The sequence below is a fragment of the Pseudaeromonas pectinilytica genome (assembly GCF_054780855.1).
Genome location: NZ_BAAGVN010000310.1, coordinates 1 through 15,071 on the forward strand (window position 1 = coordinate 1; position 15,071 = coordinate 15,071).

Sequence of the window (15,071 nt, forward strand, 5' to 3'; positions counted from 1 at the left end):
GCATTGATGCTGCCACTCAGGCGAACAGTCCGCTCGAAGCCAAAACGCCAGCCATTGGCATCGGAATCATCCCAGGCCCCCAGGCTGTTGTAGGTGCGCTCGGCAATCACATCCAGACCACGTCCGACAAGGATTTCGTCCTGGTCGGAGAGGACCAGATTGCCGGTTGCGGCATTGACGTAGTTACTGACTTTACCTTGACCGATGGAGGAAGAGCCGGCGCCGAACTGGCCATTGAGGCGTTGCAGAGAGGAGCCGGTAAGGCCGAGGCCATCGTTAAAGATAAGAGCGGTCATGAGGAAATCCTTGTCACACGCAGGGCTGGGCCACAGGCGCAGCACGATGCTGGGTTAATGCGTTACAATGGAGATCCGTGGGTTCGGGAAAATGTTAAGGGGTGAATTGAGATTCAAATCACAAATCGAAGGAAAGAAAGACGTTCAGGGATTAAACCTTCGCAATTGGATTGGCCATGGGGCCTAGGTTGCAGCTTGTAATCGCAGATAATTGAATTTCAACCGTTCTGACATAAGCTGTTTTTTTGTTGTATGGCACCCACACCTGTATGTGCATCAGGATCAAGCGATGAGCATCGATACCAAGACTACAAACGTGACGTCAGCCTCCGGCAATGTATTTGCTGATTTGGGGTTTGAACCTCAGCTCGCCGCAGAGCTGAAATCACAATCCGAACGCATCATTACAGACAAGTTGGCAATAAACGAGGACCTGCTGGCGGAGTTGGCCGCCTGGATCCAGGCTAAAGAACTTACCCGCACTGATGCGGCGCTCTTTTCGGGGGCGCTGGGCAACGGATATCAGACATCCTCAGCAAGAAGGCCACGCATTGCACTCTGGATGCATTGGTGGATATGGCGTTGCGGTCCGGTAAAACCGTTCAACTGTCGATCCAGTAATGTAGGGCGTTACCTGTGACTGCTCGCACCTGTGTTCACAAGATCGCAGCCAGTAAAAATCGCTCGCACCCTGATGGGCCTGTGTTACTTGGCGCGGCCAGTTCAGCTTCCGCTTGATCCGCTAAACGAGAGTAGATGGCAGAGGGAGGGCTGGCTTGTACACCAGCCCGCTTGGTCAGTGCTGTGCGCGCTTGCTCCAGATCTGCTTAAAGTAGCCATCCAACAGACAGACTCGTTCATAACGCCAGACCAAAAAACAGATAACGCTGGCGCCGAGGATCCCCTCCAACCAATGCCCCTCCTGAAACCATTGCGCGCAGATAAGTGCTAGCCCCAGGGCAAAAATCTGATAGCCCAGTCGCATGCCTGTTTGGGGTTGTTTTTCATTCGTGGTCATGTCGGCATCTCCGTAATGTGATTGTGGTCGGTTTACTATGGCGGCACCAGTATAAGGCGATCTGAATGGATGCAAGTGCGTGATAACCTATTGATGTGCAAGGGAGTTGCATCCGCTAGAACTGTGGGATGCTAAGCAGGTACCTTCACCCATTAGGAGTATCGCTATGTTTTTAGGCATGGATTTTTTACGCGTCTGGTGTGGCTTCTTAAATATCACTGTGCTGGCTGGGCTTGGATTCCTCTATCTGGATGCCAGCCACTCGTTCGGTATCGGTATTTTGCTGGGGTTAGTCTGTGCGGCAGTGGGCGTCCTCATCAGCTACTGGGGGATCCGTCGGCACTATCGGCGACTGGCAGTTTTGGCGACGAGCCAATCCGTGGATGAGGATCAGGGCAAGGCGATGGAGCAGTTATTCCGGACCCGCATGCACCTGACTCAGGTGCTGGGTGGTCTGCTGGCTCTGTTCAACGAGATCCTGATGTTCAATCTATATGGTCCTTCGTTTTTTAGTCTGGAAAGTATCGTGATACTGCTGTTCGCCGCGATGGCGTTTCAGCGCTTCATGCAAAACGGAGCCGTTTATCCACCGATTTGGAATTGGCAACGAACCCTCGGTTGGCTGCGTGGTAGCGAGCATCTGATATGGGCTGGTCATATCCGCTTTGCCAGCGACTGGCCTGATCTTTACTCCTATCTGGTGTTGGCTGGTCGGCGTTATCAAGTGATCCCCACCACGCGGTTGGATCTGTTACTGCAGTCGGCGGCGTTGAATTATCAGGCAACCCAGTGTGATGAATATGAGGGTGAGGTCATTGGCCCGGAGGATCGCGTTAATTACCGCGCCATGGCGGAGTTATTCGAGGTCGCAGCTTACTGTAAGGACGAATTGCAAGACGGTGTGCTGGGAGCTTAGGTCAGGACAAGCCCACGAGTACGCCTGTTGTTCCGTATCATTCGGGGAATGTGTAGTAGTTGGCGGAGATCAATATGGAAACCAGCTTAATAAGCCCCCATCGAGTCAAATTTTTTCGTCATAGTCTGTTTTCATGTCTGTGTTGGATGGCTGGAATAATGTAGTTGAATTAGTTAGTTACATACTTTTAATATTCTCATTTCCGACTCATGCGAGTATCAACCCTGCAGTGAATGGAAATTATGGAACAACTCTCTCGGGCCATGCAGCTACATCACCTGCTGCTGACTTCCCGCCAACCACCCTCTCGGGATTATCTGTTGGAGCGGTTGGAGTGTTCAGTCAGTACCTTCAAACGCCTACTGCAAACCTTACGTGAACAGCACCAGATCCCAATCATTTTTGATCGGGCACTCGGTGGTTATCGTTATGAAACCGAACCTGACTCGCTCACTCTGCCCAGTGCTTTCTTCACCGAGAGCGAACTCTTTGCGTTGCTGATGGCCGAGCAATTGCTGGATCAGGCCCAGCCTGGACTGCTTGGTACCAGCATTGCCCGCTTGCGCACTCAGACCCGAGAGCTGTTGGGGCGGGATCGATCTGGCCGAAGTTTGCTCCGGTTACATCTGGTGGCGCGCCAAAGCGTAAAGACTGAAATATTCGACACCGTACTTAATGCCCTGTTATGCGCTAATCGTCTGCAGTTTGGTTATCGGCGGGTTGAGGGTTCTTCGGCCGAGAACTCTCATCGCGCTGTCTCGCCACAGACTCTGCTTTGGTATCGCGATAACTGGTATCTCATTGCCTTTTGTCATGCTCGCGAGGCGCTGCGCATCTTTGCTCTGAGTCGGATGGATCGACCCCAACTGCTAACAGAACTAGCTGTTGTGTGTGACGAAGCGGAGGTGGCTGCCTTGCTGGGCAGTGGTTACGGGATCTTCCCAGGCTCGACCCCATTACGGGCGGAGGTGCTATTTGATCCATCGGCGGCGCCTTGGGTCGAACCCGTGCAGTGGCACCCAGAGCAACAGATGGAGCGCCTCGCCGATGGCCGAATCTATTTAGCGATCCCATTCAACGACCTACGGGAGCTGACCCGCGATCTGCTGCGCTTTGCCGCCGAAATGGAGGTGATATCGCCCCCCGAACTGCGTCAGGCTGTGGTCGCCGCCATGACCGCCGGACTCGAACGCCATGGGACTTAAAGTGCCAAATGGTGATGGACATCAAAAAATATGATGGATTCATTTGGCGGTGGCTCGCTATGTGAGCGAGTGAGGGGAGTAGTATGGAGCTTGGTTATTCCAATGGGGTGAGGCAATAGATGGCTGAAACAAATATCGCGACATGGCCGAGTTATTACCGCTATTGGGGTAAAGCAAAACGAAGTGAAGATCAACCGGGCGATGCCTATCACCTGCTGCCTTACCACTGTTTGGATGTAGCGGCCTGCGGCTATTGGCTGGTTAAGAATGATATGTTTGGGGCAGGTAAGGTATTCCAGCAACTGGGCTTTTCAATTAACGAAGGGGCTATGTTCTTTGCCTGGTTGCTCGGTGTACACGATATCGGCAAGTTTGCCCGAGGCTTTCAGCAGCTCAATGTATTTCCTGATTTGGTCCCCCCTCTGCCTGATAAGTTCTATTCATGTCGGCACGACTCACTCGGTTTCTGGCTTTGGAATGCTCGTCTTCGTGGTGAGTGTAAGGAACAACACTGGTCTCCTTTCCCAACTTCATTGAAAAGTGCCGAGTATTTCACCTTGGATCATCTGGTGACGCTCTCCACCGGTCATCACGGCAAACCGCCTGATGTAATGGCAGAAGGTAGTAGTGCATTTCACTCTGATGATATCCAGGCTGCTAAGGAGTGGATATCTGCACTGGCTGAGTTGCTGGGGATGGCGCATTTGCCAGAGCCATGTGGTGACAAGGCATGGCGAAAATACGCATTAACCAAGGCCAGTTGGCCATTGGCTGGACTTATTGTCTTGGCTGACTGGTTGGGTTCCGATCATGAGTTGTTTCCATATAAGGCAAAAACAATACCTCTGAAGGAATACTGGTCATTAACGCTCGGGCAGGCAGAGTTGGCGGTCGTTCGATTACCAACAGCGGCGCGTTGTGCCAGTTTTGATGGCATTCGTCATCTATTTCCCTTTATTACTCAGCCGACTCCATTACAGCAGTTGGCCGCTGTACTACCGCTTTCTTCCAACGGGGCTGAGCTATTTATACTCGAGGATGTTACTGGTGCCGGTAAAACGGAAGCCGCCCTGATCCTGACTAACCGCCTGTTGGCACAGGGTAAGAGTCATGGTCTCTATATCGGTTTGCCAACCATGGCAACGGCCAATGCGATGTTTGATCGTCTGCAAGCAAGTTATCGAACGCTTTTTACCAGCGACTGTGCTCCCTCGCTGATGCTCGCCCATGGCGCGCGCGCGCTGAATCAGAATTTTCGACATTCACTCTGGTCTGATAGCTCTGAGGCTACGGCGGTAGAGTATGCCTCCGGCGAAGCGACAGCCGGAGCCAGTTGTCATCGCTGGTTTGCCGATAGCCGCAAGAAGGCCCTGTTGGCCGAAGTCGGTGTCGGTACGCTCGATCAGGCTCTGATGGCTGTACTGCCATTTCGTCACCAGTCGCTACGTATGCTAGGGCTGCGAGGTAAGGTGCTGCTGCTCGATGAGGTGCATGCCTACGATGCCTATATGAACAAGCTACTCGAACGTCTGCTGGAATTTCATGCCAGCCAGGGTGGCTCGGCCATTATTCTCAGCGCCACCCTTAGTCAACAGCAGCGCAGTGGGTTGGTTGGTGCCTTTGCCCGTGGGGGTGGGGTTGAACCACCTGAACTCAATCCAGAGCCAAATTATCCATGGGTGACGCACTATGTCGAAGGCAATGTGCATGAAGAAACGGTCAGTTCGCGAAAGGAAGTTTGCCGCGAAGTACAGGTCGAATGGCGACACCAGGAGCAGGAGTGTTTGGCAAAGATACGAGCTGCGGTGGATGCGGGGCGTTGCATCGCCTGGATCCGTAATACGGTGGATGATGCCATTTGCGCCTATCAGGCGCTGGCGGAAGAGTTGGATGCCGATCAATTGCTGCTATTTCACAGTCGATTCGCTTTTATTGACCGACTCGGTATTGAAGCCAAGGTGATGGCTTGGTGTGGCAAGGAATCAGATAGCGGGTCTCGGCTTGGGAAGGTGGTGATATCTACGCAAGTTATTGAACAATCTATGGATTTAGACCTGGATGAAATGATCACCGATCTGGCTCCAATCGATTTATTAGTGCAACGAGCTGGTCGCTTGCAGCGGCATGTTCGCGATAACCAAGGCAACCGTTTGTTGATGCAAGATGCCAAGGATGGACGTCCGGCACCTGTGTTGACGATCCTGGCACCAACATGGCAGGAGCAGCCGGATCGCGACTGGTTACAAAGTCAGATGCCCGGAACTGGTTACGTCTATCCAGATCATGGTCGGCTCTGGTTGGGACAGCAGCTGTTGCAGCGATTAGGCGCAATTCGCATGCCGGATGAGGCGCGCACACTGGTGGAAGAAGTGTATGGCTTGCATGTGGCGATCCCCGCCGGATTGCAAGCCCGCAGTGATAATCAGCAAGGCAAGCAATACAGCGAGCGAGCCAGTGCTGGGCAACTGCTGCTGACGCTGGACCAAGGCTATCAGGATAGCGCCGGACGTTGGCAGGAGGAGATCGAGTTTTCAACACGTCTGGGTGATCCCACGACCCAGTTGTTTTTGGCGCGTCGGGTGAACGGCGAAATTCAGCCTTATGCCGAAGGGCCTTTTAGTTGGGAGATGAGCCGACTGCAGGTTCGCGAAACCTTATGGCACAAAGTCAAAGGCAATATCCCGCATTTACAGGGGGATGAGTTGAGGCTGGTGCAGGAGAAATATCACTTACCATCGGGGCAAGTTGTTCTTTTGCCAGATGGTGACTGTGGTTTCTATTCCACTCGAATGGGATTTCAACCAAAGGGAGAATTTTGATGTTGTCATTGATCCATGATCCCTGGTTACCAGTCAGAGATAAGGATGGACGCCAGCGGCGTATTAAACCCGCCGAGATGCTGGATGAAACCATCGTTGATCTGACTTGGCCCAGGGCTGATTTCCAAGGCGCCGCTTACCAGTGGCTGATTGGTCTGCTGCAGGCGGCTATAGCCCCTGAGGATCGCGAAGAGTGGGAGGCAATCTGGGATGACGGATTGGATGCCAACCTTCTGGCATCGCGGTTGGCCAGCCTGGAATCGGCCTTTAGTCTTGGCCCCGAGAAACCGGCTTTTATGCAGGATATGGCGAATTTGGAAGGGGAACCTCTTTCTATTGCCAATCTGCTTATCGAAGCGCCGGGTGGTAATACGCTAAAGCTCAATAAAGACCATTTCATCAAGCGCGGCACAGTCAAGCAGGCGTGCCCAGCCTGTGTTGCCATGGCTCTGTTTACTCTGCAAATCAATGCGCCCAGTGGTGGCCAGGGGCATAGAACCAGTTTACGAGGTGGCGGTCCCATCACTTCGCTGGTTTGGCCGATGGCAGCTGATACCCCGCTATGGCGTCGATTGTGGCTCAACGTACTGACTCAGGAGCAAATGCCTGCCAGTACACAGCCTGTGGATGCAGCTCGCTTCCCTTGGTGTGGCCCGACCCGAACCAGTGAAAAAGCCGATGGCATGACGACACCAGAGATGGTGGCGCGTCAGCAAGTCTATTGGGGTATGCCCAGACGGATTGAGCTGGACTTTTCCGATTTGTCCGATGGCTCTTGTGATCTGTGTGGTGTGCAGAGTGACCAGCTTTTTCACCACTACCGAACCAAAAACTATGGCGTGCAATATGACAGTTGGATTCATCCGCTGACCCCCTACCGACGGGATATAAAAGATCCCACGGCGCCACTGTTATCCGTGAAGGGGCAGCCGGGAGGACTTTTATACAAAGATTGGTTGGGGCTGATCTGGCAAGGGCAGAGCGAACAAAATCTGGAGTTGCCTGCCGCCGTCGTTATGCAGGCGGCGAGCTTTCGACCAAGTCGAGTCGAACTGGGTCTTAATTGTTTCGGTTATGACATGGACAATATGAAGGCCCGTTGCTGGTATCAACACCAGTTACCCTTGCCCCATATTGCTGCAAACCATCGGGACGAATTCTTGGGGTATGTGAGAAGGGCCATCTCGGCGGCCAAGGTGGGTGTTTCTGAGCTCCGGAATGCCGTTAAAAAGGCCTGGTATGAGAGCCCTAAGGATGCCCGAGGAGATTTTAGCTTTATCGATATCGCTTTCTGGCAAGAGACAGAAGCTGCTTTTGTCCGTCTGCTCAATGAGTTGCAGAGCGCGTTTGACACAGAACCTAAGGATCTCAGTCCGTTGTCCCACTGGCGAGATTATTTACGTCGAGAACTGTTACAGCGATTCGATGATCTGGTCTTTTCCAACCCGGAACAACAGCTGGATCTGCATCGAGAAATTGCAGCTCGCAAGTCGCTATATGAATCACTCGGCAAATCAATGGCATTTCGGGATCTCGCTCTGAAGGAGAAAAACTGATGGATACCTCAACCCCGCTGATCCTCAAGAGCATGAGCCCTGAGGGTCAAGATGTTGCTGTTCGGCTCATCAAGGAGTGGCATGCCTCACTACAAACCCAGCGTGGCTGGCGCGCCGAGTTGCGACGCGCCGATAGTCCTGCTGCTTTGTTACTTTGTACCGGTTTTCGCGAGTTAGCTCGACCGTTTCGCAGCTGGCTCGCTGGTCATGAGTGGCGCTGGCTGGGTCTAGCTTTGGCCGCTGGCGTGGCTTCGCATGTGAAACAGATCAATGAGCAGAACAGCTTTGCGGCTCAGTTGGGAAAACCAGCTCGTGGTAGCAGTAATCCACCACTGTCGGCGTTGCGTTTTTCCCGGCTGAATCAGGTGCATGATCACGATGAGCTTTATCGCCTATTGATCCGCGCCGTTCGCCAACTGGATGGCAAAGTTAATTTGCCCTCTATGGTGGATGGTATCTTGCTGTGGTGCCGGGAACAGGACGAGATAGCTTGTTGTGCCCCTTTTGAACGATCCCCCTTCCAACGTCCAGCTTTGCGTTGGGCTACCGAATATTTTCAGGCTACCGAGATGACCGAGGAGTAAAGATATGACCCAGTATATTCAACTGCACCTGCTGACCGCCTACGCCCCGTCCAACTTAAACCGTGATGATCAGGGGCGTCCCAAAACGGCCAAAATGGGAGGCGTGGAGCGGATGCGGATCTCCTCACAGAGCATCAAGCGTGCCTGGCGCACATCAGAGTTATTTGAAGAGGGCCTGCATCAGGCGCTCGGAGTACGTACTCGTCGACTTGGTCGTGAAGTCTATGAGTGGTTGCAACAGGGGGGAATGAGCGAGAAGCAAGCGTTTAAAGTGGCCCAATTGATTGCGGCCCAGTTCGGCAAGCTCAAGAGCGAAAAAAAGCCCAAAGATGCTGAACAGTGGGATGAGTGCATCAACCTCGAAATCGAACAGCTGGCTCATATCAGTCATCAGGAGTGGCGCGATCTTAAGGCGTTGTGTGCCTCGTTGGGCACAGAAAAACGTGAGCCTAATGCCGATGAATTGCAATTGCTCCGCAAGGAAAATACCAGTGTCGATATTGCCCTGTTCGGACGAATGCTGGCATCTTCACCGGCTTTCAATGTCGAGGCTGCGTGTCAGGTGGCACATGCGATAGGTGTTAGCGGCAGTACGGTGGAGGATGACTTTTTCTCGGCTGTCGATGATCTGAATAAAGGTGCCGATGCAACTGGTGCAGGTCATATCGGTGAGCAGGGTTTTGGTTCCGCGCTCTATTACACCTATCTCAGTTTGAGCCGCGATCTGCTACTGGAAAATCTAGGTGGCGATGAGGTGTTGACACAGCGAGCCATTGCCGCACTGCTTGAGTCCGCCGTCAAGGTTTCTCCCAGTGGCAAGCAGAACAGCTTTGCCTCCCGAGCCTATGCCGATTATGTACTGGCTGAAGTGGGTACTGAACAACCCCGCTCTTTGGCGGTGGCCTTCTTTAAACCGGTCGTGGGTCAGGAGCAATTGACTAGCGCCATTCAACGACTAAGAGTGCAACGTGACAATCTCGATAAGGTCTATGGACCGTTTGTCGGTGCCCGGATGGAGTTATGTGTCCCCGAAGGGCTTGGTTCCTTCGCCGAGCTGCAGTCCTTTGTTTGCGAGCCATTTGCCAAATCTTGAAGGGACAGGCTATGACCGATTATCTGGTATTTCAACTCTACGGTCCGTTAGCGGCCTGGGGGGAACCGGCAGTGGGGGAGGTGCGACACACCAACCCTATTCCGGGGCGCTCGGCAATTCTTGGATTGCTCGCTGCTGCTCTTGGTATCCGGCGAGAGGAAGAGACAAGGTTGTTTGAACTTAATAGTCACTATCGAATTGCAGTCCGACAGCTGCGGGAGAGCCAGTGGCTTAGGGATTATCACACCGTCCAAGTACCGCGAGAGAATCGCAAACTACGTTATGCCACTCGCCGCGATGAGTTGCGCCTGGCACCCGATGAATTGCAGACCATTCTCTCCACGCGGGAATATCGTTGTGATGCTTACTATCTCATTGCTATCGAATCAACCGATGGCGCGCCATACAATCTGGATCAGTTGATGCGGGCATTACGGCAGCCTGTTTTCCCACCCTATCTTGGTCGCAAGAGCTGTCCTCCTGGTTTGCCATTAGCCGCTTGTTGTATGCAAGGCGAACTGGCGCAGGTATTCAAAGACGCCGAAAGCATACTGTATCCACTCTTACAGCCTCGTGATGGTTGGGGGGCGAGCTGCTTTTGGGAGGGAGAAGCCGAAATAGCTGGTATGCAGTTGCAGCAATCCATTATGCGCAGCGACCAGCCGTTAAGTCGCAAGCGATGGCAGTTTTCCAATCGATTTCAGCATCAGGGCCGGTTGGTAGAGGAGGTGTGAATGTATCTATCCAGAATTGATCTGCGTTATGACGACCTGCCGATTTCCATGTTGACCAAGCTGGGTGATAGTGGTGCGTATGCGTTGCATCAGTGGCTCTGGCAGTTATTCCCTGAACAACCGAGTAGAGACTTCCTGTTTCGACAGGAGAGCATAGCTGGTGGGGTTCGCTGCTATTTGCTTTCAGCCTTAGAGCCTACAGCGCACAACTTGCTAAGGGTGGTTAGCAAACGATTTTCGCCGCAGCTTACGGCTGGGGATCGTTTGTGTTTTTCCTTGCGGGTCAATCCGGTAGTGACGCGGCAAGGCAAACGCTCTGATGTGTTGATGGATGCTAAATACCATGCGGCCAAGGATCTGGAGCCGGAAGATATTTGGCAATGTCAGCAACAAGCGGCGATTGACTGGTTTCTCCGACAGGCGACAGCGAAAGGGTTTGAGGTAGAGGCGGAGCAGGTAGCTGTGAGCGGTTATCAGCAGCATTGCATGAGCAAACCCAAGGCTAATGCGTCAATCCGTTTCAGCTCTGTTGAGTTGCAAGGTGTGCTGACGGTGACAGAGCCGACCACATTTTCCTCGGCGCTGACCAGTGGTTTTGGCAAGAGCAGAGGGTTGGGTTGTGGTTTGATGATGATCAAGCGGGCTTAAGGAGCACCCCATGCCCTTCGTCCCACTAAACCCGATCCCGCTTAAGGATCGGGTTTCACTGGTGTTCTTGCAGTATGGCCAGCTGGATGTGATTGATGGCGCTTTTGTGCTGGTCGATCAGAATGGGGTGAGGACCCATATTCCCATCGGTTCTGTGGCTTGCCTGATGCTGGAACCGGGCACTCGAGTCTCCCATGCCGCGGTCAAGTTGGCAGCGACCGTTGGAACTCTGCTGGTCTGGGTGGGAGAGGCGGGCGTCCGGCTTTATGCTGCGGGACAACCGGGGGGGGCGCGCTGTGACCGTCTGCTCTACCAAGCCAAGCTGGCGCTAGATGAAGATCTACGGTTGAAAGTGGTGCGCAAGATGTTCGAGTTACGCTTTGGTGAGCCGCCACCGAGTCGCCGCTCTGTGGAGCAGTTGCGTGGCATTGAGGGCGCCCGGGTACGCCAGACATACAAGTTATTGGCCCAACGCTATGGGGTGGATTGGCGTGGCCGGAGTTACGATCCCAACGACTGGGCCAAGGGCGATGTGGTGAACCAATGCATCAGTGCGGCGACCTCCTGCCTGTATGGCATTACCGAGGCAGCGGTGCTGGCGGCGGGTTATGCGCCAGCCATCGGTTTTGTGCATAGCGGTAAGCCCTTGTCGTTTGTCTACGACATCGCTGACATCATCAAGTTCGACACCATAGTGCCCAAAGCATTTGAAATTGCTGCTCGCAAACCGACGCAGCCGGATCGTGAGGTGCGCTTGGCCTGTCGGGATAGCTTCCGCTCCGATAAGACGCTAGCCAGTTTGATCCCGCTCATCGAGGAGATCCTGGCGGCAGGCGGCATTGAACCGCCAGAAGCTCCTGCCGATGCCCAACCTCCGGCGATCCCTGAACCTGCGCCACAGGGTGATGCTGGGCATCGGGGGCATCGGGGGCATCGATGAGCATGCTGATGGTCGTCACTGAAAATGTTCCGTCACGGCTGCGAGGGCGTCTGGCCATTTGGCTGTTGGAGGTGCGAGCAGGTGTCTATGTGGGGGATACCTCTAAGCGCGTGCGCGAGATGATCTGGCAGCAAGTCTCTGAATTGGTGGAAGAGGGCAATGTGGTGATGGCGTGGGCGACCAACAATGAATCCGGTTTTGATTTCCAAACCCTGGGGAAGAATCGACGCATACCGGTGGATCTGGATGGCCTGCGGTTAGTCTCTTTTCTACCTGTTGAAAATCAATAGGTTAGAGTTCTTTAACAATCAGGAATATTCGGTGTTTATTTTTGCTTGTAAAAAGCCTTATAGAACAGGTATATAGCTTTAGTGAGTTCCCCACGCCCGTGGGGATGAACCGAATTGCCAGCGCAGTTCGTTGCTGTGCCAACCGAGTTCCCCACGCCCGTGGGGATGAACCGCCAGATGCAACCAATAACCGGAATCACATACCGAGTTCCCCACGCCCGTGGGGATGAACCGGTGCGAATGCCGTCCTGGCCACTGACATTTCCGAGTTCCCCACGCCCGTGGGGATGAACCGGCTGGAATCACTGGCTGGCGTGTGCGGTCTGTGAGTTCCCCACGCCCGTGGGGATGAACCGAAATGAAAACCAACTGAGACGGATGCCAAATCGAGTTCCCCACGCCCGTGGGGATGAACCGCCAGCACATGAGCGAAGACAGCGTGATGATGGGAGTTCCCCACGCCCGTGGGGATGAACCGCTAGACGAAGGAGACATCCAACATTTGCCAATGAGTTCCCCACGTCCGTGGGGATGAACCGTTAAATCTATGGGTGTGCTTGTCATTGATGCCGAGTTCCCCACGCCCGTGGGGATGAACCGCTAAATGCCAGCACTGCGGGAGTCAGTTTGATGAGTTCCCCACGCCCGTGGGGATGAACCACGATGATCGACGGCAATATCCACGCAACCCGCGAGTTCCCCACGCCCGTGGGGATGAACCGCAAAAATGGAAAAACTGACAATTTTTACAAGAGAGTTCCCCACGCCCGTGGGGATGAACCGTGATGGTAAACGTGTCGATCAGCTTGAGTGGTGAGTTCCCCACGCCCGTGGGGATGAACCGCGACTATTTGAGAGGAGGAGACACGACCAGGAGAGTTCCCCACGCCCGTGGGGATGAACCGAAAATAATCGCGCGCATGTCGAGCGTTCGCGAGAGTTCCCCACGCCCGTGGGGATGAACCGGAAGAGCAGGCTGTGATGATTGGTGCCCAGCTGAGTTCCCCACGCCCGTGGGGATGAACCGCGCACGCCGCGGCTGATCATGTAGGCAGTAGTGAGTTCCCCACGCCCGTGGGGATGAACCGCTGAGGCGGAATATCACTATCAGCGTATTCAGGAGTTCCCCACGCCCGTGGGGATGAACCGATGGTCAACTTCTCTTCTGTATCAACCCACTCGAGTTCCCCACGCCCGTGGGGATGAACCGATCACCCACTCTGCGCTGAACTCAACTGATGCGAGTTCCCCACGCCCGTGGGGATGAACCGTCGCCAGAGTCGGAAACCATGATGCCACCAGCGAGTTCCCCACGCCCGTGGGGATGAACCGGAACTCTTCATTCTCGTATGTGCTGGCCTGCAGAGTTCCCCACGCCCGTGGGGATGAACCGGGCTGGCCACCGAGCAGACTATCGAGCACAACGAGTTCCCCACGCCCGTGGGGATGAACCGCCCATTGTTGATGGCGGAGAGGTTGGCGTTCTGAGTTCCCCACGCCCGTGGGGATGAACCGCGGCCATGAAGGCCGTTGGTAAGGCTCTCGACGAGTTCCCCACGCCCGTGGGGATGAACCGCAACTGGATCATCATTCAGGCCCTGCAGCAATGAGTTCCCCACGCCCGTGGGGATGAACCGCATACCTTGAATGTCGATGCTGGTTCACCCAAGAGTTCCCCACGCCCGTGGGGATGAACCGCAACAGGAAGCGCAGCGCTGACATTGCCAACAGAGTTCCCCACGCCCGTGGGGATGAACCGCCGGATGATAGAGAAAGAGAGACAGGAACAGGGAGTTCCCCACGCCCGTGGGGATGAACCGCCATGACGCCCCAAACGGAATCGAGTTGCCAAGAGTTCCCCACGCCCGTGGGGATGAACCGAACACAGAAACCGCAAGCGGGCAGCAGCATTGGAGTTCCCCACGCCCGTGGGGATGAACCGTATTCATCGATATACACATTGCCGGATCGCGAGAGTTCCCCACGCCCGTGGGGATGAACCGCCCCCGAAAAACGATGTTAGCGAACTGACTGCGAGTTCCCCACGCCCGTGGGGATGAACCGTTCACTAAACGTAGGCCTCCTTCTTATTGCTAGAGTTCCCCACGCCCGTGGGGATGAACCGGCTGACGGGCTGAGAAACGGGTTCTCGTCGTAGAGTTCCCCACGCCCGTGGGGATGAACCGGCTATCATCCGCAAGAAGGTAGCTGGATTCGAGAGTTCCCCACGCCCGTGGGGATGAACCGAGTTTCATCCCATATTGGCTCGCCACCAACCTGAGTTCCCCACGCCCGTGGGGATGAACCGTCGTGGGATTTAATGACACGATTCATCGCCGCGAGTTCCCCACGCCCGTGGGGATGAACCGGCTAGGGGCCGAAAATGACCGAAGAAGTTAAAGAGTTCCCCACGCCCGTGGGGATGAACCGTGATTGAATTTACTGTCTTATATACTACTTACGAGTTCCCCACGCCCGTGGGGATGAACCGGCCACTTTGAATATTGAGCTGAACGTGGTATGGAGTTCCCCACGCCCGTGGGGATGAACCGCTCCTGGTATCCGGGGATCTGCTGCAACTGTTGAGTTCCCCACGCCCGTGGGGATGAACCGGAGGACGCCACAGTGTGTCGGCACGTCGGTGAGAGTTCCCCACGCCCGTGGGGATGAACCGCGTTGGCGAGTATTCAACGAGCGATCCAGATTGAGTTCCCCACGCCCGTGGGGATGAACCGGAGCCGTCCGAAGTGGTACAGCGCCGTGCAGAGAGTTCCCCACGCCCGTGGGGATGAACCGCACCCGCGAAAATCGGATCTGGATTTAGCAGAGAGTTCCCCACGCCCGTGGGGATGAACCTGTCACTAGCACAATCCAGGGTTTTGTATCTGGGAGTTCCCCACGCCCGTGGGGATGAACCGCAACAGGTTGCATCTGCCGTATTGACTGTCCCGAGTTCCCCACGCCCGTGGGGA

13 protein-coding genes and 1 CRISPR repeat array are annotated in these 15,071 nt (G+C 54.6%); of the genes, 11 read left to right on the forward strand and 2 right to left on the reverse strand.

The genetic code is table 11. From position 1 onward, the window contains the following. A partial coding sequence (locus ACYVG7_RS12765) for a DUF6531 domain-containing protein (RefSeq protein ID WP_460882430.1) occupies positions 1-296 on the reverse strand: 296 nt, incomplete at its 3' end. A 289-nt stretch (positions 297-585) separates the two neighbouring features. Between ACYVG7_RS12765 and ACYVG7_RS12770 the strand changes: the two genes are divergently transcribed. Beyond that, positions 586-936 (forward strand): hypothetical protein, encoded by a 351-nt coding sequence (locus tag ACYVG7_RS12770; RefSeq protein WP_460883477.1) that lies wholly within the window; start codon positions 586-588, stop codon positions 934-936. Positions 937-1,092: 156 nt separating this feature from the next. On the opposite strand, the gene ACYVG7_RS12775 is transcribed toward ACYVG7_RS12770, so the two are convergent. After that, the gene (locus tag ACYVG7_RS12775) at positions 1,093-1,314 is read right to left on the reverse strand and encodes a hypothetical protein (protein WP_460883478.1); all 222 of its coding nucleotides are present in this window, start codon (positions 1,312-1,314) and stop codon (positions 1,093-1,095) included. A gap of 166 nt (positions 1,315-1,480) precedes the next feature. Between ACYVG7_RS12775 and ACYVG7_RS12780 the strand changes: the two genes are divergently transcribed. The 10 genes from ACYVG7_RS12780 to cas2e all read left to right on the forward strand — a co-directional run bounded on the left by ACYVG7_RS12780 (position 1,481) and on the right by cas2e (position 12,099). Beyond that, on the forward strand, positions 1,481-2,230 hold the full coding sequence (locus ACYVG7_RS12780) for a hypothetical protein (protein WP_460883479.1): 750 nt from the start codon (positions 1,481-1,483) through the stop codon (positions 2,228-2,230). 242 nt (positions 2,231-2,472) lie between these two features. Continuing rightward, on the forward strand, positions 2,473-3,435 hold the full coding sequence (locus ACYVG7_RS12785; RefSeq protein WP_460883480.1) for a helix-turn-helix transcriptional regulator: 963 nt from the start codon (positions 2,473-2,475) through the stop codon (positions 3,433-3,435). Positions 3,436-3,554: 119 nt separating this feature from the next. Beyond that, positions 3,555-6,254 (forward strand): CRISPR-associated helicase Cas3', encoded by a 2,700-nt coding sequence (cas3, locus tag ACYVG7_RS12790; protein ID WP_460883481.1) that lies wholly within the window; start codon positions 3,555-3,557, stop codon positions 6,252-6,254. Then, positions 6,254-7,810, forward strand: a complete 1,557-nt coding sequence (casA, locus tag ACYVG7_RS12795) for a type I-E CRISPR-associated protein Cse1/CasA (RefSeq protein WP_460883482.1) — start codon at positions 6,254-6,256, stop codon at positions 7,808-7,810. Before cas3 ends, casA begins: the two co-directional genes overlap by 1 nt. Next, the gene (gene casB, locus ACYVG7_RS12800) at positions 7,810-8,394 is read left to right on the forward strand and encodes a type I-E CRISPR-associated protein Cse2/CasB (protein ID WP_460883483.1); all 585 of its coding nucleotides are present in this window, start codon (positions 7,810-7,812) and stop codon (positions 8,392-8,394) included. Before casA ends, casB begins: the two co-directional genes overlap by 1 nt. 4 nt (positions 8,395-8,398) lie before the next feature. Further along, entirely contained in the window at positions 8,399-9,487 is a 1,089-nt protein-coding gene (gene cas7e, locus ACYVG7_RS12805; RefSeq protein WP_460883484.1) for a type I-E CRISPR-associated protein Cas7/Cse4/CasC, read from the forward strand. A gap of 11 nt (positions 9,488-9,498) precedes the next feature. Next, the gene (cas5e, locus tag ACYVG7_RS12810; protein ID WP_460883485.1) at positions 9,499-10,221 is read left to right on the forward strand and encodes a type I-E CRISPR-associated protein Cas5/CasD; all 723 of its coding nucleotides are present in this window, start codon (positions 9,499-9,501) and stop codon (positions 10,219-10,221) included. Beyond that, on the forward strand, positions 10,222-10,869 hold the full coding sequence (gene cas6e / locus ACYVG7_RS12815) for a type I-E CRISPR-associated protein Cas6/Cse3/CasE (RefSeq protein WP_460883486.1): 648 nt from the start codon (positions 10,222-10,224) through the stop codon (positions 10,867-10,869). A gap of 10 nt (positions 10,870-10,879) precedes the next feature. Further along, a complete protein-coding gene (gene cas1e / locus ACYVG7_RS12820; RefSeq protein WP_460883487.1) occupies positions 10,880-11,809 on the forward strand; it encodes a type I-E CRISPR-associated endonuclease Cas1e in 930 nt (309 codons plus the stop codon). Further along, complete coding sequence (gene cas2e, locus ACYVG7_RS12825; RefSeq protein WP_460883488.1) at positions 11,806-12,099, forward strand: type I-E CRISPR-associated endoribonuclease Cas2e; 294 nt, start codon at positions 11,806-11,808, stop codon at positions 12,097-12,099. Before cas1e ends, cas2e begins: the two co-directional genes overlap by 4 nt. Positions 12,100-12,182: 83 nt before the next feature. Next, a CRISPR array of direct repeats spans positions 12,183-15,017; the repeat unit is 29 nt; unit sequence GAGTTCCCCACGCCCGTGGGGATGAACCG. Positions 15,018-15,071 lie beyond the last annotated feature (54 nt).

Bases quoted from the DNA above. Each gene is read 5' to 3' on its own strand.
- cas5e (WP_460883485.1), top strand. From the start codon at position 9,499: ATGACCGATTATCTGGTATTTCAACTCTACGGTCCGTTAGCGGCCTGG.
- cas7e (WP_460883484.1), top strand. From the start codon at position 8,399: ATGACCCAGTATATTCAACTGCACCTGCTGACCGCCTACGCCCCGTCC.
- casB (WP_460883483.1), top strand. From the start codon at position 7,810: ATGGATACCTCAACCCCGCTGATCCTCAAGAGCATGAGCCCTGAGGGT.
- cas2e (WP_460883488.1), top strand. From the start codon at position 11,806: ATGAGCATGCTGATGGTCGTCACTGAAAATGTTCCGTCACGGCTGCGA.
- ACYVG7_RS12775 (WP_460883478.1), bottom strand. From the start codon at position 1,314: ATGACCACGAATGAAAAACAACCCCAAACAGGCATGCGACTGGGCTAT.
- casA (WP_460883482.1), top strand. From the start codon at position 6,254: ATGTTGTCATTGATCCATGATCCCTGGTTACCAGTCAGAGATAAGGAT.
- ACYVG7_RS12770 (WP_460883477.1), top strand. From the start codon at position 586: ATGAGCATCGATACCAAGACTACAAACGTGACGTCAGCCTCCGGCAAT.
- ACYVG7_RS12785 (WP_460883480.1), top strand. From the start codon at position 2,473: ATGGAACAACTCTCTCGGGCCATGCAGCTACATCACCTGCTGCTGACT.
- cas6e (WP_460883486.1), top strand. From the start codon at position 10,222: ATGTATCTATCCAGAATTGATCTGCGTTATGACGACCTGCCGATTTCC.
- cas1e (WP_460883487.1), top strand. From the start codon at position 10,880: ATGCCCTTCGTCCCACTAAACCCGATCCCGCTTAAGGATCGGGTTTCA.
- ACYVG7_RS12780 (WP_460883479.1), top strand. From the start codon at position 1,481: ATGTTTTTAGGCATGGATTTTTTACGCGTCTGGTGTGGCTTCTTAAAT.
- cas3 (WP_460883481.1), top strand. From the start codon at position 3,555: ATGGCTGAAACAAATATCGCGACATGGCCGAGTTATTACCGCTATTGG.